Source organism: Nocardia sp. CA-128927, from assembly GCF_050955855.1.
In the GTDB taxonomy this organism is placed as follows: domain Bacteria; phylum Actinomycetota; class Actinomycetes; order Mycobacteriales; family Mycobacteriaceae; genus Nocardia.
This window is the reverse complement of record NZ_CP192087.1, coordinates 6,001,232-6,021,810: the sequence shown is the minus strand read 5'-3', so window position 1 is coordinate 6,021,810 and position 20,579 is coordinate 6,001,232. Positions and strand designations below refer to the sequence as shown.

Genomic DNA, 20,579 nt, shown 5'->3' with positions numbered 1-20,579 from the left:
GCTGGAAGGCGGTGTGGGAAGCCCGCATTCGGAGGACAACTGGTTGTCCTGCCAATTCTCGGCGCGTCCGCCCGCAGCCGCTGGGACACTGGCGGTGTCGGGCCTGTTGAGCGTTTCCGGGTCGCGGCGCAGGGTGCCGATCGTGTGGACAGGAGCGTGATCGCATGTCGCAGAGGTCGAATCAGCGTGGCTCGAGGGGAGAGGGCGCGGTACTCCTAGCCGCCGGTCTAGCGGATCTGGCCCTCAGCCGGGTCGGGCCCGTGGTGGACCGGGCGCTCGGGTTCTTGCGGCGGTCGGACCTGCCGGGGCTGGCGGGTGCGGCGGAGAGCGACCTGAAGGCGCGCGGGCGGTTGGCGCTGGACCGGAATGCGCTCTTGCCGCCCGCTCATCTGGAGATTCTCGCGCAGCAGGTGGTCGCGCGCGAGAACGGTTCCGGTGCGGACTGATCGGTACGACGCCTGCGCTTTCAAGGCTCGCGTCGACGACATCCTCGAGGAGTTCGTCGGACGGGAACGCGACCAACTGCTCGATATCGATCCGCGCCTACTTCCGGTCGCCGACCAGCTCGTGCTGGCGAGCGGGCAAGGCAAACGGCTGCGCGCGGCGTTCTGCTACTGGGGTTGGCGCGCGGCCGGACAACCGGACAGTGACGCCTTCGTAAAGGCCGCGGCCGCCTTGGAATTGGTGCACGCGGCGGCGAGCGTGCACGACGACATCATCGACGACAGCCCGCTCCGGCATGGGTTGCCCACTGCGCAGACCGCCCTGCACGCACCGCGGCAGCGCACGCCCGCGTTCGAGCAGACCGGAAAGGCCCTCGCCATGCTGGTGGGGGATCTGCTGATGGCGTTGGCTGGTCAGCTGTTCGTGACTAGCGGTCTGCCCGCGGCCTACCTGTCACGGGCGCGCCCACTGTGGGCGGTGCTGGCCAGGGAGCTGATCGCCGGGGAGTGCCTCGAAATCCTTTGCACCGGTGCGGTTCCGGATGTGACCGAGTCGCTGAAGGTGGTGCGATACAAGACGGCCAAGTACACCGTCGAACAACCACTGCTCATCGGAGGCGCGCTGGGCGGTGCCGACGGACGGCTGCGGAAAGCGTTCTCCGCGTACGGATTACCGCTCGGTGAAGCGTTCCAGCTGCGTGACGATCTGCTCGGCTTGTTCGGTGACGAATCCCGCACCGGCAAGGCGAATCTCGACGATCTGCGTGCCCGCCGCCCCACCGCGCTGCTCGCCGAAACATGGCGGGCGGTGGACAGCCTGCAGCGCGAACAGTTGACCCGGCTACTGGACTTGGCCGAACCCGACGACGCGGACCTGTGCGCACTGCGCGACCTGATGACCGAGGTCGGCGCCCCCGACCGGATCGAGCAGATGATCACCGCCAGGGTCGAGGAGGCCACGCACGCCTTGTCCGGGGTGCCCGCGCCCGCCGCCCGCGCGCTGACCGAGCTGGCCCACGCGGCGACCACTCGCCGCTACTGATTCGCCACCGACGCAAGGAGTCTCGATGAGCTACACACAGGAGTCCATGGACGCGCTGCGACTGCACGGTGACGAACTCGCCGATGCCACCGTGGCCACCCTGTTCGAGCGTGGGGAGGTCGGCAAGTTCAACACGCTGATGCGCTATGTCTCCGCCGCCGGTTCGCCGCTGCCCGACGACCTGCCCGACGTCGCCCGCGAGTACCTACAATCGACCGCCGCCCCGCCCTCCTGGGTGGACTGGGACGAGATGGAGAAGGCCAGGCTGTTCTTCATCGACAACAACGTGCACATCTCCACCGCGCTGTCTTTCGCGGCTATGCCTGCGTGCTACGTCGTGCCGCCAGTCGCGAAACTGTTGTCCGCCACGCACTCCCTGGAGTATCCGTCCAAACGCATGGCCGAGACAGGGCAGTTCACCGTGTATCTCATGCAGCCGGACGCCTTCGAGGCCGGTGGCCGTTTTGTGCCCGCCGTCCAGAAGGTGCGGCTGCTGCACGCGGCCATTCGGCATCACCTGGCTCGTGAGAACCGTTGGGACACAGCTAAATGGGGGACACCGATCTGCCAGGAGGACATGATCGGTGGCCAGATGCTGTTCTCCATGCTTGTCCTGGACAGCCTGCACCGGTTGAACATCCACATGAGCGTGGACGGCGCCGAGGCCTACTTCTACGCCTGGCGGGTGGTCGGTGCGATGCTCGGCGTCGATCAGGAGCACGCGCCGAAGGACGTGGAGTCGGCGCGAGAATTCCTCGACCTCTACATGATTCGGCATATGGGTCCGAGCGCGGAGGGGGTGAAGCTCACCCGCCAACTCATCGATCTGTACGAGGAGGTCGTGCCCGGCACGCTCTTCGACCCGGTGGTCGGCGCTCTCATCCGCTACCTCGTCGGCGACACCTGCGCCGACTGGCTCGGGGTGCCGCGCACCGCGTGGGACACCGCGATCAAGGCCGCGCCCGCGCTGCTCGGTGTGCTCGAATCCATCGAGGACGGTTCACCTTTGGGGGAGTGGGCGCTGGATCGGCTCGGCCACCTCACCACCTGGTTCGAGCTCAGTTCGCTCACCAGAGGCCGGGTTATGCAGTACGCGATCCCGGAAGAACTCAAGTCCGACTACGGGGTCTCCTCGTCGGCGTCGCGCGCCGGTCGCTGGACGCCACCGGAACCCGCCGTCTTTCGGTCGGGAAACTGAGACCGCTTACAGCGGGATCGGGTCGCTGTAGACCGTGCGTTCGGTATTGCCTGCCGCCGTGGCGAGGGTCAGTTTCGTGTAGAGCCGCGCCGTGACTGGCCCGATGGCGCCGTCGACACTCAGGTGAATGTCCGAAAGATCAAGGTAGACAAGCTGACTGGTCAGTGAGAGCTTCGCGATGCTTTTCTCGGTGATCGATCCGGGTGTCACCGAGAACGTGACCTCCTGTGCGGGCAGCACGGTGGCCGTGACCCCCGCGCTGGCGCCGACCGAGGGGCTGATGCCGATCGAAGGACTGGTGCCGAGGGTGAGCGGCACCGTCACTCCGGCATTGACGCCGCCGTTCACGCCGATACTCGGGGTATATACATCGACGCCGATATTCTGCAGCGACCAAGGCACGCCGACCTCGACGCCGATGTCGAGTGTCGCACCGCCGAGGCTGGCCCCGGGCGGCCCATCGACCTGCCCGATCGCCACGCTCGATACGAATCCTTCACGGCTCAGCGGATTTCCGCTCAGCGGCGGGACGCTTCGCGCGGTGGTGTTCGCCTCGGTCACCATCAGCTGAAAGCCGTCCAGTGTTGCCGCGGACACTTGGTGCCGAATCTGCAGCCCATATTGCGCCGGGTCCACGAATTGCGCGGCCGCCACCGGCTCCGCACCCGCCGTGGCCACTACTGCGCCGACCAAAACCACAAGCTTCTTCTTGTCGAACAGAGATCGGAACATCGTCGGCTTTCCTTCCGGCGGATATCGCACCGCGAGCAAGACGGGTACCCACTGGGTCGCCGATTGCCAATAGGTTGCGACAATCGCCTGAGAAAAACTGTACAGGCGTACGTATACGTTGTATTGGAGTTGTGAGGCAGCCCATAGCGGCACTGGAACACCGGAGACGGAAGGGGCAGAGGTCGAACGTGGCACCGCAAAGTCAGCAGGTCGACGGACGACGGGCGCGCGGGCAGCAACGGCAGGAACTGCTCCTGGCGACCGTGCTCGAGCTGGTCCGTCAGCGCGGGCTGGCCGAGCTGACCATTCGAAACCTGGCCACCGCGGCCGGGGTCTCGCTGGCCTCGATCACCTATCACTTCCCCACGCGCCCCGAACTCGTCCTGGCAACCTGCGTCGAGGCCATGCGTCAGGACCTCGCGATGGCCAGGCGGGCGGTACAGGAACTCCGGACCGCAACCGATCTGCGAACGATTCCGATCGACCAGTTGGCCGAGTGGTTGCTGCGGCTGTCGAGCGGCCAGGAGGGTCCGGCGATGCCGCTGCTCAGTTTCTACCTGGAGATCGCGCGCCAGCCTGCCCTGGCCGCGGTAGCGACACAGTGGATGGACGAGATCCGTGAGGTCATCGCCGACGTGCTCGCCGAACTCGGCGCCGACGAGCCCGCCTCGGGCGCGGTCCTGCTGCACTCGACGCTCGCGGGTCTGCGGTTGCCACTGTTGGCTCGCCCCGATCTTGACGTGGTGCAAACCCACAGTGCCGGCCTCGCCCGCCTGCTGCACTGGATCATCGGGCGATAAGCCTCGGCCACCCGCGATGTCCTGGACGGGCAGCCGAGGTCGTCAGGGTTTCACATCGCGTAGTGGATGATCTGCGCCCCGCCGGTGGCGTAGTTCGGAACGTCGGCGACCACGGCCTGTCCCTCCGGCGACGCCATCGCCGCACCCATCGCCTCCACCGACTCGAACTCGGCCTCCCAGATCGCGTAATACGGGCTGTCACCGTCGACCGCGGCGACGTCGAGGCTGTACCGCATCGTTTGCAGCCCAGGCAACTTCGCCGTCAGCGGCAGATGGGTGGACAGGTAGTAGTTCTTGAAATGGTCGGTGTCGGCGGGTGGGGGATAGAGCACGGTAAGCCGGTACACGGAGGTCTCCTCGCTAGGTATGCACTGCCATCGCGGGCCGACTGGCATCGGAGTTGTCAGGGCAACTCAGTCCGAATTCTGGTGTGCACGCGCGCGAGGACGATGTTGCAGATGTGGACATCCGCAGGTCCGGCTAGTCCGTGCCGCCGCTGTCGGGCAGAGCGATTCCGTAGCGACTGATCGAGCGGTAAAGGGTGGTCCGGCTGATCCCCAGCCGTTCCGCGGCCAGTCGTTTGTTGCCCTTGCTGGTGCGTAGCGCTTCCACGATGGCGTCGCATTCGGCCTGCTCCAACGGCGTCAGCGAGCGCCGGACGACCGGAATCCGGTATCGGGCTTGCAGATCGGTCGTCGTCACATCGCCGACCTTGCGTTCGGCGATGAGCTGACGCACCACCCGGGACAGCTCACCGAGGTTGCCCGGCCACGAGTACCGGGCCAGGGTGGCCAGCACACCGGGCGTGAACCGAAGTTCCGCTGCCGCACCGTATTCGGTGAGCATCGATTGGACGATGCCGGGAATCTCGCTGCTGCGGCTACGCAGCGGACCGAGTTCGACGGACTCGTCACACAGCGCGACCAGATTGCGGTGCTCGCCGTGTATCTCGCTGACGAGGCCACTGGTGAGCACGAACCGAGCGTGGCTCGCGTCCAGCGCACCCGACACCCGCCGGGCCACCGCAGCGGGTAGTAGATGCATATCTTCGATCACCACAACGGTTTTGGCGTCCAGGCTGCGGTCGAGTGCTGCCAGCCAAGGCCTTTCGCCAACGGTGAGGGTGTCGGTGGCGTCGTGCCAGTCCGCGGCCTCGGTCCCTAGGCGGCGGCGCACGGCGGTGGTTCGTCCGGTACCCGGTTCGCCGCTGATCAGGAGCGACCGCACTTGGGGCGGCGTGCGCGGGGTAGTCGGCCGGGCCTCGGCCGGGGTGCGCAGCGTGAATACCGCACCCTTCTTCGTCGATCCGATTTTCCGGACGGCCGAGGCAGGCCCGGGTACTACTGGGGCGTCAACCCGGCGGCGTCATCGACGCTGCCTGCAGGCATATGTTTCGACGGTCCGGAGACCGAGGTGTGGTTCGATCCGTGGGCCGGCTACCTGGAGTCCCACGGCGCATCGTTCAACCTTCGGCACACGCTGACGCGGCTGAATATGGACAACGGCCGGATCACCGGCGCCACCGTGCAGGATCCGTCCGGCCGCACGATCGATGTGGCAGCGGATTACTTCGTCGTGGCGATACCGGGCGACAAGATGCAGAATCTGTTCACCCCCGACCTGCTCGCCGCGGACGGCGGGCTCCACGATGCGTGGAATGTCGTACCGGCCTACGAAACCGGATTCCAGCTGTTCTTCCGGGAGCTCGACATCACCCTGGGCGCCATTGCGCCAGAGAACGGGTGGTACATGTTCCTCGGCGGCGTGAATGCCATCTGGCAGCGAGATCTACGCCAGTACGGATCCGGCCAAGCCGGTGCCGCGTTGGATATCGAGATATTCTCCACCTCACTGTTTTCCGTTCCGGGAATCGTGTACGGCAAACCGATGCTGCAACTCACTCGCGAGGAAACCATCGTCGAGTTGCGTGAGAATCTCATCAGGTATGCGGGCATGGCTGACGCATTCCGGCCGGGCAACTTCGTCGGCTGGACACCACACACGACGCTGCAATGGTCGAACTCGGGGTGGGAGGTGACCGATACCCGGGCCGGAGACGCGCTCGGAAATGCCGGGCGTCGACCGCGGCCTTCCCCTATCGGGAGCATTCCCAACCTGTTCCTCGCGGGCGGTTCCGTGCGTAACTCGACCTCGGTCGACTCCCGGGAGAGCGCGATGGAGACCGCCCGGATCGCCGTCAACGGGATCCTCGACCAGTCCGGTGTTCGCGAGGACCGCTGCTGGTTGCCGGACTACTCGCCGCCGAAACTGCTCGAGGGAATCCGGGCCGAGGACGACCGGCGCTATGCGGTCGGACTGCCCAACATCTTCGACGTGGTCGCACCCGCACCGATGCTGGGCGCGCGCTAGCCACCGACCAACCGTGTTCAGATCCGATACCTCTTGCAATCCAACAGAAATGCGAGGCTCTACATAGGTAATTCGCTTCAAAGTCGAAGCTCGAACTGAGAGAAAGCACGTTTATATGTTCACCATTGCCAGAGTCTTGCGATACCGTCACCGTCGATCACCCGCCGACCGCCGCCGGAAACGTTCCGGCACATTCTTGGCATTCGCCGCCGTAGCGATTGCTGTCATCGGTTCGCCAGGCGCCGCAGTCGCGGTACTGGAATCACAGGAGTGGGAGCCTAGTTCCTACGATATCGACCCGGACGACTATCCGGTCCGGGTCGCAACGCCCGCCGATTCGGGGCTGGAGCGCAATGAATTCGGCGATCTGGGCATTTCCTGGTGGTGGCTCAAGGATCCGGCAAACCCACAACGGATGATCGTGGTCGTTGAAGGGGAACCGTTCTGGGGCGCAAGGGGGATCGGCAAGGGCGGGCCGATAGCGTGGGGGATAGGGCAGCTGACCTACGACAAGACTCCGCAATTCCCGCTGATGAACGGGGTGACCTCGTTCAAGAACGGGCTACCGGTGGGCGGCTGGCCGGACTGGGCAACCGCCGACGGCAAACCAGGATTACGCAGCGCTACCTACAACATCAACTATGCCGAGGACTCCAACAGCTGGCATGTGCAGGGATCCTCACCACTGGCCAGCGCCGACTTCACCGCGACCGAGCCGGTCGCCGGGCCGCACGGTTTGATCAAAGTCGGCGGCGACCCCGGCACGGATTCGTTGATGGACGAGATCGTGCTCAACAGCAGGGCAACCGGGTCGGTGACCATTGCCGGACGGCAGATCGACATCACCGGTTGGCGTGCGGGCTACTGGCGGATGCGGATAATGGGCAGCATCGCAGACAGCCTGCTGGATCCGAACAAGTCATGGGGCGGTTGGGAATACGCGCCGGTGATGGAGCCGGACGGTGGGGCGAGCGAGTACTACGGCATCCTGCGTAACGACGGACGTTACTCGGGACCGCTGATCGACGCGCGCCCGTCCGGAACGCGGATCTGCGCGAAAACCACCCTCGAGTTCGGCGACTATCGAGAAGGCCGACCGGCGTTGGGTCAGCTCACGCCACCATTCACACTCCACACCATCCCCGGTTGGATCAAGGTGAAATGCGCACCCGGCCAAGATGTTCAGATGGAAAAGACGTTCTACACCGACTCGACCGACTACGTGTCGGGTGGAATTCTGGACGCCACCGAAATGCCCGTGCACACCGTGCCGGGATCATTCGGCACCTACGAACATATGCGGTGGGGCTACTACAAGATGAAGCCGCAGCGCTAACTTCCTCGGCGCTCGCGTGCCGCACTGGTTTCGCGGGCGCCGTTGATGACCAGCGGGTGGGCCGGGTCGACCTCGGTGTGCGACGCGACGGTGTAGAAGCGCACCTCGTGGCCGTCGGGGTCGTGCAGTTCGGGCAGGATCCAGCCGATGGTCGCGAAATGCACACCGGCATGCTGCTCGCCGAGCGCCCTGAGGTGGTCGGCGAGCGCGCTGATCGCCGCCTTGTCCGGCACGCCGATCGAGAAGTAGTCGAATCCGGCTGCCGCAGCCGCCTTTTCGGCATCCAGCCGCAAGGCGAGCATCGGACCGCCCGCCGGGTGATGCAGGCTGACACCCATGAGTACCTCGTGCTCGTGGAACTCGATGTCGACTTCGTAGCCCAGCCGCGTCCGGTACCACTCGATCGATCTGTCGAGGTCGGACACGGGAAGTTTGAGGTGATGCACGCCGGCCAGAATGGGCACCATGACGTATCCTTTGCAGTAATAGTGCTTTAATGCAGTATCACTGCATCGATACAGTAAGGGTGCATCGAGTGGGCGACGGTGTCAAGAAGCAATCTCCGCTGCGGGAGGCGCGCAAGGCCGAGACCGAGCAGAAGATCCTGGACGCGGCGGTCCGGTTGTTCCTCACTGACGGCTACGTCGCGACCACCCTCGCGGATGTCGCCGCGGCCGCCGGGGTCGGCGCACGCACGGTGTACCTGCGGTTCGGCACCAAGGCCGAGCTGCTCAACCGGGCGATCGATGTCGCGATCGTCGGCGACACCGAGGCTGTCGATCTCGCGCACCGCGACTGGCACATCCGCGCCGCCACCGCGCCCACCCTCGACGAACGAATCCGCACCTACGCCGAAGGTTCCCGCGGATTGATGGAACGCGCGGCTCCGCTCATCGCGGTCGCTGTCCAGGCCGAAGCCAGCGAACCGCTCATCGCCGCCGCGGCGAAGGCCGGTCGCGATGCCACCCATGCCAACGTCGCGGGTATCTGGCAGCAGCTACATGCCGACGGACTGCTCGCTCCCGGCATCGACCTGGACTGGACCATCGCCACCATCGGCCTGCTCAGCCAAGCCGAGACCTACATCCTGATGACCCGAACCCTCGGCTGGAAGCCTGCCGCCTACCAGCAATGGCTCTATGACACTTGGCTTCGCTTCGCTACCACGCCAACGAGTGTGACGTAATGCTTTGTAGTGCAGGATGATTCACTAGATATCGACCAGCGCATCAGGGGTGTGCAGTGGCGTGCGTGCGGGACGAAGTCGTTGCACAAGGGGCTGCCAGAAGGTGGCGTGCCGCATCACGACCATCAAGTAGGCGGTGAACAGCGGTGCCGAGGCTCCCATCATCCCGGCGATCAGATAAGCCTCGGCCGGTGCCACGAACGGCGCGACGAGTGACCAGAGCACGTTCAATGCGATCGGAGCGGCGCACATGGAAAGGAAGAAGATCTGCCAGTCCTGCGCGGCAATGAACTCACCGGCGCGGTGGGTGCGCCACGCTGCTACGCCGAACCAGGCCAGCAGCGCGGCGATCGGCAGGAACCGGATGACGGTCCACGCTGTGTCGTTGGTGGTGTTCAGGCCGTTCATTCGGTCGATCACCAATATCGTATTGGCAACGCCCGCAACGACAACGACGCCGAAGATTCCAGGATGGACCACAAGTGTGGGCGGGGTACCGGGTGGCGTCGCAGGGCGGTCGGACAGTGCGCGCGCCGCGATCGCACCCGCCGGGGTGAGCAGCACCAGGACCACGGTGCCCAACCGCAGGGCCATCAACTCGTTCATCCACGGGAACACATTGCCGAGCACGAACCAGGACAGGCGCAGCAGTGGTGCGCTGAGCAACATGGCGAACATGAACATCATCCAGGCGCGGTGCGCGCGAACATCGCCGCCACGGATTGCCAGATACGCCAAAATCGCTGAACCACTGGTCAATACGTTCAAGCCGATCAGCTGGATCGTGGACGCGAGCCATCCGAGATGTGCCGAATTCGGTGGCGCCTGAGCGAGTAGCACCGCACCGGCGACCATGCTGATCGCGACCGACCCCAGGGTGATCTTCCCCAGGCGGCGATGCAGCTGCCAGTGCCGCTCACGGATGCGGCGGCTGAACTGCACCAGGCACGCCAGCATCGCCAGCGCACCGAAGGTGGTGTGCGCCAGCAACGCGATCCGCGCATCGTGATAAGCCGCGCCTTGCGATGCTTCGACCGATTCGGGACCGAGCGCGAAGTCGTCGGAGACCAGCCCCGAGGCCACCACATTCTGCAACCGCGGCGAGGCGGGAACGAAGTCTTTCCACGCGTACTCGATGGCCAGCGGTGCATACGCCAGGGCGCCGATCGCCACGATCGACCACAACGTCACCTGGATGCGGAGCCTCGACATGTTCGCCTCCCTCTATCTCACGTCTATGCAACAAAGGTACCTATCGCTGTTGCATTTGTATAGACAGGTCGATGTTCGCCGCCGCTATCGGCGATTCGTGGGCGTGAGCTATCCCTGCTGAGGACGTGGTCCGAGGACCATCGGGGCGAGGGTGCCCTCGATGTAGCGGCGCACGGCGGGTTCGTCGTCGAGATTGATCGCCCCGCCGGGTAGCAAGATGAATGACGCGAGGAGCCGGGCCACCGTTTCACCGGCGAGTTCGGCATCGACATGTTGAGCGACACCTTGGGTCTGCGCATCCGCCAGATCAGCCGCGATGATGTGTGCCACGATGCGCAGCATCCCGGCATCCCCGGCCAGGCCCGCGTCGATCAGTGCCTGCGGTTCCATCCGCGCGGTGCGCTGCACGATCGGATGACTGTGCGTCAAATGCAATGCAAGAGAACAGGCTTCGATAAACCGGAGATAGGGATCGGTGATCGATCCGGCGGCCTCGGCGATCCGCGCCGCGATGCGCCAGCCCTCTCGCAACGCGAGCGCCTCGAGTAGCCCGTCCCGATCACCGAAGTAGCGATACACCGTGGCGCGATTGACTCCGGCGCGGCGGCTCACCCGATCCATCGTCAGCCCGTGCAAACCCTGCGCCGCCGCCTCGGTTACCGCCGCATCCAGCACGCGCCCGCGAGTGCCGTCGCCATCCTGCTCGATAGCGGACCCGGCGACGACACCCGCGGCGGCGGCGGTGAGGAAAATCTGCACGTCGGTGCTCATCCGCCCATCGTGGCACCGCTGTTCCGGCCATACAACATCCGCGTGGGCGGATGTCGCATGCGTTGCTCGTGGCGTGGGCGCATGTTCGAGCAAGTCGTGAATTACGCGCGCGAAACGGGCCTACGGACCGAGCGCGCACTCGATCGGGTCAAGTGCGCTCAGCGATCTCGTCCGCGACTTCCGCGATGATCTCGATCGCCCGCGCCGCGAGTGGCGAGTGCGTGCGATGTGCCTGCCACAGCAGGAAGATCTCGCGGGGCGGGGGTGCGGGCTCGAGCCGATGGACGCACAGCGACGGATCGGAATCGATGTCGGCACCGCGGATGGCGAGTTGCGGCAGGATCGCCGAACCCATGCCTGCCCGCACCATCGACAGCACGGTTTCGTTGCCCGCGGTGCGGCAAACGATCTGCGGCCGAACGCCATTGCGGGCAAGTGCCTGCTCCATTCGAGCCTGGTCGCAGATCGGGGGGTGCGCGACCATCGGTGCGCCGTCGAGCAGCGCCGGATGCACCGGACCGTCGGGAAAGGTGCCGCGACGGGCTATCAGCAGGTATGGATCGTCGAACAGTTTGCGATGTTCGACCTCGCCGTCGACGCGGCTGTCGAAGAACATCAGGTCGAGGTCCTGGAGATCTGGCTGGTCCGTCTCCTCCTCGAACAGCCTGATGTCGCAGCCGGGATGCTCGGCCCGCAGTCCGCGGATGACCAGCGGCAAGATCACGTTGGACACGCTCTGGAAGGTACCGATATCGATCCGGCCGTCCCCGGCCTTGAACCGGTCGATGGCTACCGTCATCGCCTCGGCCTTCGCCAGCAGCTCGCGTCCGTGGGCCAGCACCACCGCGCCGAGGGGAGTGATCCGCACTGGCTTCGGCCCGCCCGGTCGGTCGAAAACCGCTCCGCCGACGGCTTTTTCCAAAGCGGCGATCTGCTGACTCACCGTCGACTGGGTGTACCCGAGCCGCGCGGCCGCCCGCCCGAACGAGCCCTCGTCGGCAACGGCGGCCATCGTGGTGAGATGCCGGAGTTCAACGTCGGACATGAACCCACCGTAGCCGGTTACATCGCGGATTGCGATTGACTTGATCGGAAACTATCGCTTTTAGCGATGGAGTATTCGGCCTACCGTGAGTCTCATGAACGAAAACCTCTCCAACGGCGAGCAGCTCCTCGAGATCAACGATGCCGAGCTGTGCGTCGAGACCTTCGGCAACCCCGCGAACCCGGCCATCCTCTTCATCGATGGTTCCACCGCCTCGATGCTGTGGTGGGAAACCGAACTGTGCGAACAGATTTCGCGCGGCGATCGGTTCGTGATCCGGTACGACAACCGGGACACCGGCCGATCCACCAACTACCCGCCCGGACAGCCGGGCTACCGGTACACCGATCTGGCCGCGGACGCGCTCGGCATCCTGGACGCACTGAATGTCGACCGCGCACATATCGTTTGCCGATCCATGTCCGGCGGAGTCGGGCTCCTCCTCGGCGTGGACCACCCCGATCGCGTGGAGTCACTGACGTTCGTCTCCACCTCCACGGGCGCGGACGGACTCCCGCCCTCGTCGCCCGAACTCGCCAGCGCCATCCCCGCCGAACCGGACACCGCCGATTCCGGCGCGGTAGTGGAATACATTGTGGCGTCGGCAAAGGCGTGCTCGGGCGGCTCGCCCTACTTCGACGAAACCGCCACCCGCGCGCTGGTCGAACGGGATGTCGCCCGCACCCGCGACATCGCGGCCACCCTCGGCAACCATTACGCGATGAGTTTCGACGGGTCGTCCCGCGATTTCGCCGCGATCAAGGCGCCGACCCTGGTGGCGCACGGCGATCACGACCCGGTTCTCCCGCTCGCACACGGACATTCGTTGCGTGACGCGGTTCCCGGCGCGACGTTGCTGATCCTGGAAGGCGCCGGACACGACCTACCGAAGCCGGTGTGGGACGTGTTCGTCCCGGCTCTGCTCCAGCACACCGGCGGCCGGGCGTGACCGGGCTGCGGTCGGCGCTCTGGTTGCCGATCTTCGACGAGCTCGCCGACCCGGTGGTGGTCGCCCGGCTGGCCGCCGAGGCGGAGGAGGCGGGCTGGCACGGCATGTTCGTGTGGGATCACCTGCGCTGGCGGGCGCCGGTCCGGCAGGTGGCCGACCCGTGGATCACGTTGGCCGCGATCGCCACCGCCACCGAGCGGCTCCGCTTCGGTCCCATGGTCACACCCATTGCCCGGCGCAGACCCGCCAAGCTCGCCAAGGAAACCGCGACGCTGGACCGGCTCAGCGGCGGCCGCCTCACCCTCGGCGTCGGTCTCGGCAGCGATCGGTTCGGCGCCGAGTTGTCCGCAACCGGTGAGGAACTCGACGATCGGCGGCGGGGTGAGATGCTCGACGAGTCGCTGGAGATCCTCACGGCAGCGTGGAGCGGTGAGCCGGTGCACCATCATGGTCGGCACTACACCGCCGATGGAATCTCCTTCCTGCCCAGGCCGATTCAGCATCCCGGCGTACCGGTATGGGCCGCGGGATTTCCCGGCAACGCGAAACCGATACGCCGCGCTGCCCGACACGATGGCTTCTTCCCGGTCAATCTCGAACACCCGGACCAGCTTGCCGAGGTCGTCACCACCATTGCTGTTCTGCGCCAGGGAAAGACGACCCCGTACGACATCGCGATCGCCCTCCCGCCCGGTGCCGATGCGGCGCCCTACGTCAAGGCGGGCGCCACGTGGTGGCTGGCGGAATTTGCACCGGACACGGTGTCGCTGGACCAGGTGCGTGGTGCACTCCGCGACGGCCCGGTCGACATCGAGTGACGACGAGGTCTTAAGCCACCTTGACGCAGAGTTCGGTGCCCCCGTGCAGCGGCAAGGTCACCGACAGGAAGCCGTTGGCCGGATCGCTTACGTAGGCAAGGAAATCGGGTTCGGCATTGTCGTTCATGACGTAGGCGCCGATGCGCAGTTGCGGGGCGATGATCTCGATGACCTCGCGGGCCAGCGACGGTTCGGTGCCGAGCCAGCCGTCGATCAGTGCGAAGTCGACCGGACCGCCGAGGTCTCGCAGTGTGGTGCGCGCATCGCCCTCGCGGATCTCGGCGTAGTCGGCGAGTCCGGCCTCGGCGAGATTGCGCTGGGCGGTGGCGACCTTGGCGGGCACGATCTCCGATCCGATCACCGTGCCACCGCCGTTGTCGCGCACGGCGGCCGCGGCGTAAAGCGTCGACATGCCAACGGAAGTCGCGAACTCGACGATCCGAGTGGTGCGGATGCCGCGGCACAACAGGTAGATCAGGTCACCCTGTTCCGGGGCGATGGAGTAGCCGTACTCGCTGTAGTCGTGCGGATCGCGCTCACGACCGGCGGCGGGGTCGTCGGGCCGATACTGTTGCGCCGCAGCGAGTCTGTCGATGACGGCGTTGACTGCGGGGTCGCGGAGCGGGCGGTGGGTGTCGGTCGTCATTGGATCTCCTAATCCGTTGCGGCCCAATGTAAATCGAGGCCTCCACGCTTTGCCTAGCGGTAAGGTAAGGCTAATGCGGCGGATCGGCGGCAGACGGCCGACCATTACCGTGAAACGGCCAACCTGCCTTCGCGCTTCGGCGTCAGAGGAAGATGCGGGCGATCTCCAGCCACTGCTGCGCGTCTTCGCCGACCGCCGTGAGGTCGGTCTGGGCCAGGGACCTGCGTTGGGTGACGCGAAGGCAGAAGTCGACGGCACTGCCCTGAACCCGCTGCGCGGCATCTGCCGGGCCCCATGCCCAGGTTTCGCCGTCGGGACCTGTCAACTCGACCAGGAATGGCTCTGTGGGAGTAGGCAATTGGGCGGTATAGAACGACAGCTCTCGTCCCTTCACGCCCAACGAGGCCACATGCCGGAGCCGACTCGTCGGACGGTGAGCGACCCCCACCGCATCGAAGATGTCCTGCCCGTGTGCCCACGTTTCCATCAGTCGAAGCGGCACCATCAGCGCCGGGGTCAGCTGCGAGTCGTACCAAGGAAACGCATGGTCGAACGGGATGTCGCTGAGTGCCGCCGCCACCTCGATGCGACCGGCGCGCCATTGTGCCAGGAGTTCCGATCGGGGTTGGGCGGCTCCCGCGGCGGCGTCGAGATCGCGGTGTCCGGGGCCTTCGGCCGCCGCGTGCTTCAGTACGGCGTCGAAATCCGCCGGGGTCCCGAGGGCGATGAGCAGGTTCGCGTCGGTCGACGCGAGATGAGCGATCTGGTGCGCGATCGTCCACCCCACGGCAGGCGTGTCCGTGGACCAGTCGGGTTGCGCTGATACCAGGGCGTCGAGCTCATATCCTTCGGCCACCAGGTCGGGCAGCGCGATATCGCGCACCACATCGGACATGTCGAGGCCGTAATCCAACATCTAGTAGCACCTTCACACGCATCGACGGCACCGGGGCCTGCCGAGCCTATGGGCGCCGACTGGGGCCCGCAAGCACTCTGACGTGCAGGATTACTGAAAACTGACAGCCGACTTGCCGATGGCTATCGGCCCGTCGCCGCCGCGTCACGTACTTCGGGATCGGTATCCGCAGCCAACCTGGCCAGCAGTCGTCGGGCCTCGCCGCCGCGATATCTGCGCAATGCCAGCGCGAGCACGTAGCGAACCTCTGGGTTGGCGTGGTCGACCAGGTGCGCGACGTCGTCGACATCGCCACGACTCCGACGGGCCAAGCCGTAGAGCGCGTCGATCAGGTCATCGTCGTTGTCCGCGTTCCGTAAGTGTTCCAGCAGTTGAGGTTTCGTGAGCGCCGGGGAGTCGATGGAGAATCGGCGGCGCAGATCGGCGGCCTTGAATTCGCCGCGTCCCAGGCACGCCGGACAGGCGCAGGGTCGACGACCGTGTGCCTCCGGGTGATACCGCCACCCCGTCACCTGCCGGACCTGCCGAATCCGATGTAACTCCGTAGGAGCGATCGAACGAGGTACGACGATCTGGTACCCGCGCGCGTCCTCGGCGTGCATGATCACCGAAACAGCCTCGGCCGCAGTCATTTCCGTGCCAGCGCTCGAGTAGTGCCCGACGAAGACCGGTTCGTCGTCGGGTATCCGGAAATGCACCGCGACGATCAGCCGCTGCCCACCGCGCCGCAACTCACGCAACCATTGATTCGACAGCACATACGACGGCAGCACCGGCATGCAGAACACGCCGCGCCGGTAGCCGCGCGCGGTGATGCCCGCACGGCGGATTCGCCGAGCGTCTTTCTCGGGTGTCAGGTGCACTAGCAGGGCCACAGCACAAACCGTAGCGACCCCGGGCAACCGGATTATCGGGGCCTGCGCGACTCGGGTGACGGCGGACACTCAGGCGGGTGGGGTTACCGGGTTAAGATCAACTAGAGCTGGCAAGAACATCCTCAGGCTGACCCGAAGGAGGGGAAGCGGTAGGTGAACGTCCTCGGCGGCGCGATAATGGTCAACGTTCCTGATCCGGATGCCTCGGCGGATTTCCTGATCAGCCATCTCGGTTTCACCGATACCATTTCCGACGATGGTCTCGCCGTGGTTTTCTCGGCCGAAGCAGGATTGCATATAGCATTCCTGCGCGTCGGTGCACCCGACTTCATTCCGGAATCCATAGCGGGTGCTTTGAGCAAGGGGATGATCATCGTGCTCGTCACCGACGACGTCGAAACCGAGTATTCTCGGGTGCAGGAAGCGGGTGTCGATATAGTGACGCCACTCCGGTTCTCGAAATGGGAAGCGAGCACCGGCGAGCGATACTTTCAGATGCGGGATCCGAATGGGATCATTGTCCGCCTCACGGAGTGGGTGTGATCTCTCGGGGATCCTTCTGCACTAGCGAACATTCGCTCGGACCGCCTTGTCGATCGGTGCCGAGCCCGTGTTGAGTTCGAGGATCTGCCGACCGATGCGCGGCTCGTGCAGCAGTTCGGCGAGCGTGCCTGCCACATCATCGCGAGTGATCTCACCGTGGAACTCGGCGGGACCGAGGGATACGTTGCCTGTTCCCGAACCATCGAGCAGCAACGCGGGACGCAGGATCATCGCCATCGATGGCCTTCGTGATTTCCCGACTGCCGCCATTGGATCCGGCGCTGAAAACGATCACGTCGGCCGCACCGAACGATGCCGCCAGCTCGTCCTCGGTCATACCGGCCAGATCGCCGACCAGTGCGTCCACGCCGCGCGTTGCGAGCTCAGCCCGCTGGTCCTCTCGGCGCACGAGCCCGCGGACAGTGTCTCCGCGCGACCGCAGTTTCTGCGCGAGCAGACCACCGATACCGCCGGTGATGCCGATGATGCCGATGATGAAAACGTCCATCGTGGATGCTCCGTTCAGTTGATCGGGCCATACCTCAGCGTTCAACCACGCTGCCCTCCACGAGAATTCCGGACGGCTACGGCGACGAACAGTCGGCTACGCCGAATTCGCGGCCTGTTTGACGGTCCTGATCACCGGTGCGGTCTCCACGTGGGTAACGCCGGGCAGGGCCGCCACCTGGGTGGTCAGATAGCGGTACAGCGCCCGCTGATCAGCGCAGATCGTGGTCGCGTACAGGTTCGTCGGCCCGGTTGTCGCTGCGGCGAAAGCGATCTCGGGATGCTCGGCCAGTGCCGCGCCCGCCAACTGCAAATGCGCGGGGGAGACCGAGAGCCAGAGCAGGGTGCGGATGCCGAGACCGAACAGGCGCCAGTCGATGTCGATATCCAGGTACAGCACCCGGTGTTCGCGTAGCTCGGTCATCCGCCGCCGGACCGTCGTCGGCGACCAGCCGGTCACCGCGGCCAACTGCTCGACGCTGGTCCGCCCGTCGTCGGCCAGGGCGGCGAGCAGTTTGCGGTCGCCGTTGTCGAGCCGCACCGGTTCCGGCCGATTCGGCAGCGGGGACGGGCGTAGCCGCGCGGCCTCCGCCTCGGTCAACAGGCCGCGCTTGGCGATCAGGTTGTCCGAGCTGCCGTAGAAGACGTGCAGCACCGAGTGCGCGGTCACCCCCTCCACTCGGGAGGTGCGCGGGAGTTTGGCCAATAGCAGTGTCTCGCTGTCGGTTTCGCTCTCCGTGCGGACCGCGCAGGTGATCTCGGTGCCGCCGGAGCACAGGCTCACCCAGGAGGTGTCCGTGCGCCGGGCCAGCGCCTCGGCGACCGGGACGGCCGCGGCGGGTGCGCAGCGCACCCGCAGAAACCACATCGCCGCACCCAGCCCCGCGGGGTCGACGTCGCCGAGCACCCGCACCGCACCGACCGACCGCATCCGGGCGTAGCGGCGGGCAATGGTGCGATCCGATACGCCGAGCACCTCGGCGATGGCGCTGAACGCGGCCCGGCCATCGATCTGCAGGGCGTGCACGAGGCGAAGATCGAGCTCGTCGAAGGCGAATTCCACCGCCCAGACGCTAGCCAATGTCGAATGTCGCCACAATGCGCCCGGTCGCTGGCTCGACCATCCCCATGGACGCACCGTTGCTCTGACACGACAGCCAGGCAATGAAGGGAAAACCGTGGATACCGACGTGCTGATCATCGGCGCAGGCCCGACCGGGATGACGCTGGCCAACGAACTGCAGCTAGCCGGCGTGCCGACTGTGCTGGTCGACAAGCTCGCACAGCGCAGCGAGTTGTCCAAGGCGGGTGGCGTGCAGTCCCGCACCCAGGAGGCATTCGATCAGCGCGGTCTGCTGGAACCGTTGCTGGCCAAGGGAAGTCACCCGACCAGCATCGCGCACTTCGCGGGCATCCGGCTCGAACTGACCCGGGGCAGGCACCGCCTGCCGTGGCGCTCCATACCGCAGGTGGTGATCGAGGCGGTCTTCGAGGAACACCTTGCCGCACAAGGCATTCACGTCCGGCGCGACCACGAACTGGTCGACCTCACCCAGCACGACAGCGGCGCGACCGCGACCTTCGCCAACGGCGTCACCATCGACGCCGGCTATGTTGTCGCCGCTGACGGCGGTCACAGCACGGTGCGGTCACTGCTGCGCGCCGAATTCCCCGGCCGGCCGGGAACAACGACCGTGGTCGCTGCCGACGTGCGGTTGGCCGGCGACATCCCGTCGGTGGCCCAAAGTCGAAGCGAGGAAGGCTATTCCGCGCAGATCTTCCCGCTGGGCACCGACCCGCAGGGCAGACCACTGCACCGACTCGCCCTCGGCGGACCGGACCGGTCAGTGCCCAGAGATACCCCGATCACCGAGGACGAAATCCGCGACGGACTGCGCAGCGTATTCGGCTCGCGAGTACGACTACTCGAACTGCGCTACGCCCGCCGCATCACCAACGCGGCCCGCCTGGTCGCCCGATACCGGCACGGGCGCGTGTTCCTGGCCGGCGATGCCGCCCACGTCCATCTCCCGATCGGTGCGCAAGGCATGAACACCGGAATCCAGGACGCACTCAACCTCGGCTGGAAACTCGGTGCGGCGGTGCACAATTGGGCCCCGGCGCGCCTGCTGGACACCTACCACAGCGAACGGCACCCGGTCGCGGCCGCCGTGCTGCGCAATGTCCAGGCACAAAGCCTGCTGATGGACCGGGACGGCGTCGGCGACCCGGATGTGGCCGCCGCCAAGGATTTGTTCGCGTCGCTGACGCAACTGCGCGAGGTCCAGTACCACCTCGACGACATGCTGTCCGGGATGGGCATCCGCTACCCGATGCCCGGCAGCGACGACCGGCCACTCGTCGGCCTCCCGGCACCGGACCGGAAGATCGGCGCGACTCGGTTGCACGAACTGCTGCGCTCCGGCCGCGGCGTCCTGCTGGACCCGTCCGACGAACTCGCCGAACTCGTTGGCCCCTGGTCGGATCGGGTAGACCGCACTGGTCAGGGGGCCGAGACCGAGCCGATGCTCATCCGTCCCGACGGCTACGTGTGCTGGACCGCAGGCGGTGACCACCGCACTGCGGGGTTGGAATCGTCACTGGATCACTGGTTCGGTGTATCTCATGGATGAACAGCTGAGCAGGTTGACACCCGATCGGTATCCAGCAGTGCCGAATGGGTCGCCGTTCCCGGGACTTTCACATCTGCAGTTCGAAGCGGAGCTCTACTTATCCGTGCTCGCGCCGCATGCGCGGCCGGCGGCCGATCGCATACCTTCGCGGGAGGACACGCGGATCCGTGCGGCTACCGCGATGATGCGCGAGCGGCTCGCCGATTCGATCACCTTGGCGGACCTCGGTGCCGAAGTGCACCTGAGCAGCTTCCACTTCGTCCGCGTCTTCAAGAAGGCGACCGGGGTGACGCCATATCAGTACCTGACGCGACTGCGGATCGACGAGGCGAAACGGCTGCTGCGCCATACCGACCTGACCATCGATCAGGTGGCGGGACGGTGCGGGTTTGCCAGCTCAGGTGCACTGTCGACCGCCTTCTTGCGGCATACCGGAGCGCGTCCTTCGGTGTATCGCAATTCCTGATCGGTGTGCAAGCGATCGTGCACGGAGGTGGCGGCGAGCACCCGCGCGAGGGGATGCGCGAACACGGGTGCTCGCCGCCGCACCCGGCGGT

24 protein-coding genes are annotated in these 20,579 nt (G+C 65.8%); 12 read left to right on the top strand and 12 right to left on the bottom strand.

Annotated elements, in window-relative coordinates; all coding sequences use genetic code 11:
* Positions 1 to 164: 164 nt before the first annotated feature.
* From ACQPW1_RS28265 to ACQPW1_RS28255, 3 genes are read left to right on the top strand one after another with little or no spacing between them, the layout of a single operon-like run.
* The gene (locus tag ACQPW1_RS28265) at positions 165 to 446 is read left to right on the top strand and encodes a hypothetical protein (protein ID WP_433654642.1); all 282 of its coding nucleotides are present in this window, start codon (positions 165 to 167) and stop codon (positions 444 to 446) included.
* Positions 436 to 1,485: a polyprenyl synthetase family protein gene (locus ACQPW1_RS28260; protein WP_433654640.1), complete on the top strand. Its 1,050-nt coding sequence runs from the start codon at positions 436 to 438 to the stop codon at positions 1,483 to 1,485. Before ACQPW1_RS28265 ends, ACQPW1_RS28260 begins: the two co-directional genes overlap by 11 nt.
* A 25-nt stretch (positions 1,486 to 1,510) precedes the next feature.
* A complete protein-coding gene (locus ACQPW1_RS28255) occupies positions 1,511 to 2,683 on the top strand; it encodes an oxygenase MpaB family protein (RefSeq protein ID WP_433654638.1) in 1,173 nt (390 codons plus the stop codon).
* A gap of 6 nt (positions 2,684 to 2,689) precedes the next feature.
* Here ACQPW1_RS28255 and ACQPW1_RS28250 read toward each other — a convergent pair whose 3' ends face one another.
* Positions 2,690 to 3,415, bottom strand: a complete 726-nt coding sequence (locus ACQPW1_RS28250) for an MspA family porin (protein WP_433654636.1) — start codon at positions 3,413 to 3,415, stop codon at positions 2,690 to 2,692.
* Positions 3,416 to 3,603: 188 nt separating this feature from the next.
* On the opposite strand from ACQPW1_RS28250, the gene ACQPW1_RS28245 reads away from it, so the two are divergent.
* On the top strand, positions 3,604 to 4,215 hold the full coding sequence (locus tag ACQPW1_RS28245) for a TetR/AcrR family transcriptional regulator (RefSeq protein WP_433654634.1): 612 nt from the start codon (positions 3,604 to 3,606) through the stop codon (positions 4,213 to 4,215).
* Positions 4,216 to 4,265: 50 nt separating this feature from the next.
* Here ACQPW1_RS28245 and ACQPW1_RS28240 read toward each other — a convergent pair whose 3' ends face one another.
* Positions 4,266 to 4,562 (bottom strand): EthD family reductase, encoded by a 297-nt coding sequence (locus ACQPW1_RS28240; RefSeq protein WP_433654632.1) that lies wholly within the window; start codon positions 4,560 to 4,562, stop codon positions 4,266 to 4,268.
* A gap of 133 nt (positions 4,563 to 4,695) precedes the next feature.
* Entirely contained in the window at positions 4,696 to 5,442 is a 747-nt protein-coding gene (locus ACQPW1_RS28235; RefSeq protein ID WP_433654631.1) for a helix-turn-helix domain-containing protein, read from the bottom strand.
* A gap of 186 nt (positions 5,443 to 5,628) precedes the next feature.
* Between ACQPW1_RS28235 and ACQPW1_RS28230 the strand changes: the two genes are divergently transcribed.
* The gene (locus tag ACQPW1_RS28230; RefSeq protein WP_433654630.1) at positions 5,629 to 6,585 is read left to right on the top strand and encodes an FAD-dependent oxidoreductase; all 957 of its coding nucleotides are present in this window, start codon (positions 5,629 to 5,631) and stop codon (positions 6,583 to 6,585) included.
* Between the two features lie 196 nt (positions 6,586 to 6,781).
* Complete coding sequence (locus ACQPW1_RS28225; protein ID WP_433654629.1) at positions 6,782 to 7,921, top strand: hypothetical protein; 1,140 nt, start codon at positions 6,782 to 6,784, stop codon at positions 7,919 to 7,921.
* Here the strand turns inward: ACQPW1_RS28225 and ACQPW1_RS28220 are convergent.
* Positions 7,918 to 8,388, bottom strand: a complete 471-nt coding sequence (locus tag ACQPW1_RS28220) for a VOC family protein (RefSeq protein WP_433654628.1) — start codon at positions 8,386 to 8,388, stop codon at positions 7,918 to 7,920. The two genes, ACQPW1_RS28225 and ACQPW1_RS28220, sit on opposite strands and share 4 nt — an antisense overlap.
* Positions 8,389 to 8,456: 68 nt before the next feature.
* Between ACQPW1_RS28220 and ACQPW1_RS28215 the strand changes: the two genes are divergently transcribed.
* The gene (locus ACQPW1_RS28215; protein WP_433654627.1) at positions 8,457 to 9,107 is read left to right on the top strand and encodes a TetR/AcrR family transcriptional regulator; all 651 of its coding nucleotides are present in this window, start codon (positions 8,457 to 8,459) and stop codon (positions 9,105 to 9,107) included.
* A gap of 24 nt (positions 9,108 to 9,131) precedes the next feature.
* Here the strand turns inward: ACQPW1_RS28215 and ACQPW1_RS28210 are convergent, their stop codons facing one another.
* From ACQPW1_RS28210 to ACQPW1_RS28200, 3 genes are all read right to left on the bottom strand, one after another.
* Positions 9,132 to 10,319: a DUF2306 domain-containing protein gene (locus ACQPW1_RS28210; protein ID WP_433654626.1), complete on the bottom strand. Its 1,188-nt coding sequence runs from the start codon at positions 10,317 to 10,319 to the stop codon at positions 9,132 to 9,134.
* 108 nt (positions 10,320 to 10,427) lie between these two features.
* Complete coding sequence (locus tag ACQPW1_RS28205) at positions 10,428 to 11,090, bottom strand: TetR/AcrR family transcriptional regulator (RefSeq protein WP_433654625.1); 663 nt, start codon at positions 11,088 to 11,090, stop codon at positions 10,428 to 10,430.
* Between the two features lie 148 nt (positions 11,091 to 11,238).
* Positions 11,239 to 12,135 (bottom strand): LysR family transcriptional regulator, encoded by an 897-nt coding sequence (locus tag ACQPW1_RS28200; protein WP_433654624.1) that lies wholly within the window; start codon positions 12,133 to 12,135, stop codon positions 11,239 to 11,241.
* A 94-nt stretch (positions 12,136 to 12,229) separates the two neighbouring features.
* Here ACQPW1_RS28200 and ACQPW1_RS28195 point away from each other — a divergent pair, with 94 nt between their 5' ends.
* Both ACQPW1_RS28195 and ACQPW1_RS28190 read left to right on the top strand, forming a co-directional pair.
* Positions 12,230 to 13,084 carry an alpha/beta fold hydrolase gene (locus ACQPW1_RS28195; RefSeq protein WP_433654623.1) on the top strand — a complete coding sequence of 285 codons (855 nt, stop codon included), beginning with the start codon at positions 12,230 to 12,232 and terminating at the stop codon, positions 13,082 to 13,084.
* Positions 13,081 to 13,902, top strand: coding sequence for an LLM class flavin-dependent oxidoreductase (locus ACQPW1_RS28190; RefSeq protein WP_433654622.1), 822 nt, complete (start codon positions 13,081 to 13,083; stop codon positions 13,900 to 13,902). Before ACQPW1_RS28195 ends, ACQPW1_RS28190 begins: the two co-directional genes overlap by 4 nt.
* 10 nt (positions 13,903 to 13,912) lie before the next feature.
* On the opposite strand, the gene ACQPW1_RS28185 is transcribed toward ACQPW1_RS28190, so the two are convergent.
* The 3 genes from ACQPW1_RS28185 to ACQPW1_RS28175 all read right to left on the bottom strand — a co-directional run bounded on the left by ACQPW1_RS28185 (position 13,913) and on the right by ACQPW1_RS28175 (position 16,339).
* Positions 13,913 to 14,548 carry an O-methyltransferase gene (locus ACQPW1_RS28185; protein WP_433654621.1) on the bottom strand — a complete coding sequence of 212 codons (636 nt, stop codon included), beginning with the start codon at positions 14,546 to 14,548 and terminating at the stop codon, positions 13,913 to 13,915.
* A 142-nt stretch (positions 14,549 to 14,690) separates the two neighbouring features.
* Positions 14,691 to 15,464 carry a TIGR03084 family metal-binding protein gene (locus ACQPW1_RS28180; RefSeq protein ID WP_433654620.1) on the bottom strand — a complete coding sequence of 258 codons (774 nt, stop codon included), beginning with the start codon at positions 15,462 to 15,464 and terminating at the stop codon, positions 14,691 to 14,693.
* Positions 15,465 to 15,586: 122 nt separating this feature from the next.
* Complete coding sequence (locus ACQPW1_RS28175) at positions 15,587 to 16,339, bottom strand: HEAT repeat domain-containing protein (protein WP_433654619.1); 753 nt, start codon at positions 16,337 to 16,339, stop codon at positions 15,587 to 15,589.
* 153 nt (positions 16,340 to 16,492) lie between these two features.
* Between ACQPW1_RS28175 and ACQPW1_RS28170 the strand changes: the two genes are divergently transcribed.
* Positions 16,493 to 16,882 (top strand): VOC family protein, encoded by a 390-nt coding sequence (locus ACQPW1_RS28170; protein WP_433654618.1) that lies wholly within the window; start codon positions 16,493 to 16,495, stop codon positions 16,880 to 16,882.
* Between the two features lie 151 nt (positions 16,883 to 17,033).
* Here ACQPW1_RS28170 and ACQPW1_RS28165 read toward each other — a convergent pair whose 3' ends face one another.
* Together ACQPW1_RS28165 and ACQPW1_RS28160 are read right to left on the bottom strand one after the other, a co-directional pair.
* Positions 17,034 to 17,390, bottom strand: coding sequence for an NAD(P)H-binding protein (locus ACQPW1_RS28165; protein ID WP_433654617.1), 357 nt, complete (start codon positions 17,388 to 17,390; stop codon positions 17,034 to 17,036).
* A gap of 96 nt (positions 17,391 to 17,486) precedes the next feature.
* Positions 17,487 to 18,452: an Lrp/AsnC family transcriptional regulator gene (locus tag ACQPW1_RS28160; protein ID WP_433654616.1), complete on the bottom strand. Its 966-nt coding sequence runs from the start codon at positions 18,450 to 18,452 to the stop codon at positions 17,487 to 17,489.
* A gap of 115 nt (positions 18,453 to 18,567) precedes the next feature.
* Here ACQPW1_RS28160 and ACQPW1_RS28155 point away from each other — a divergent pair, with 115 nt between their 5' ends.
* A complete protein-coding gene (locus ACQPW1_RS28155; protein WP_433654615.1) occupies positions 18,568 to 20,022 on the top strand; it encodes an FAD-dependent monooxygenase in 1,455 nt (484 codons plus the stop codon).
* Complete coding sequence (locus ACQPW1_RS28150) at positions 20,015 to 20,488, top strand: helix-turn-helix domain-containing protein (RefSeq protein ID WP_433654614.1); 474 nt, start codon at positions 20,015 to 20,017, stop codon at positions 20,486 to 20,488. Before ACQPW1_RS28155 ends, ACQPW1_RS28150 begins: the two co-directional genes overlap by 8 nt.
* Positions 20,489 to 20,579: the final 91 nt, after the last annotated feature.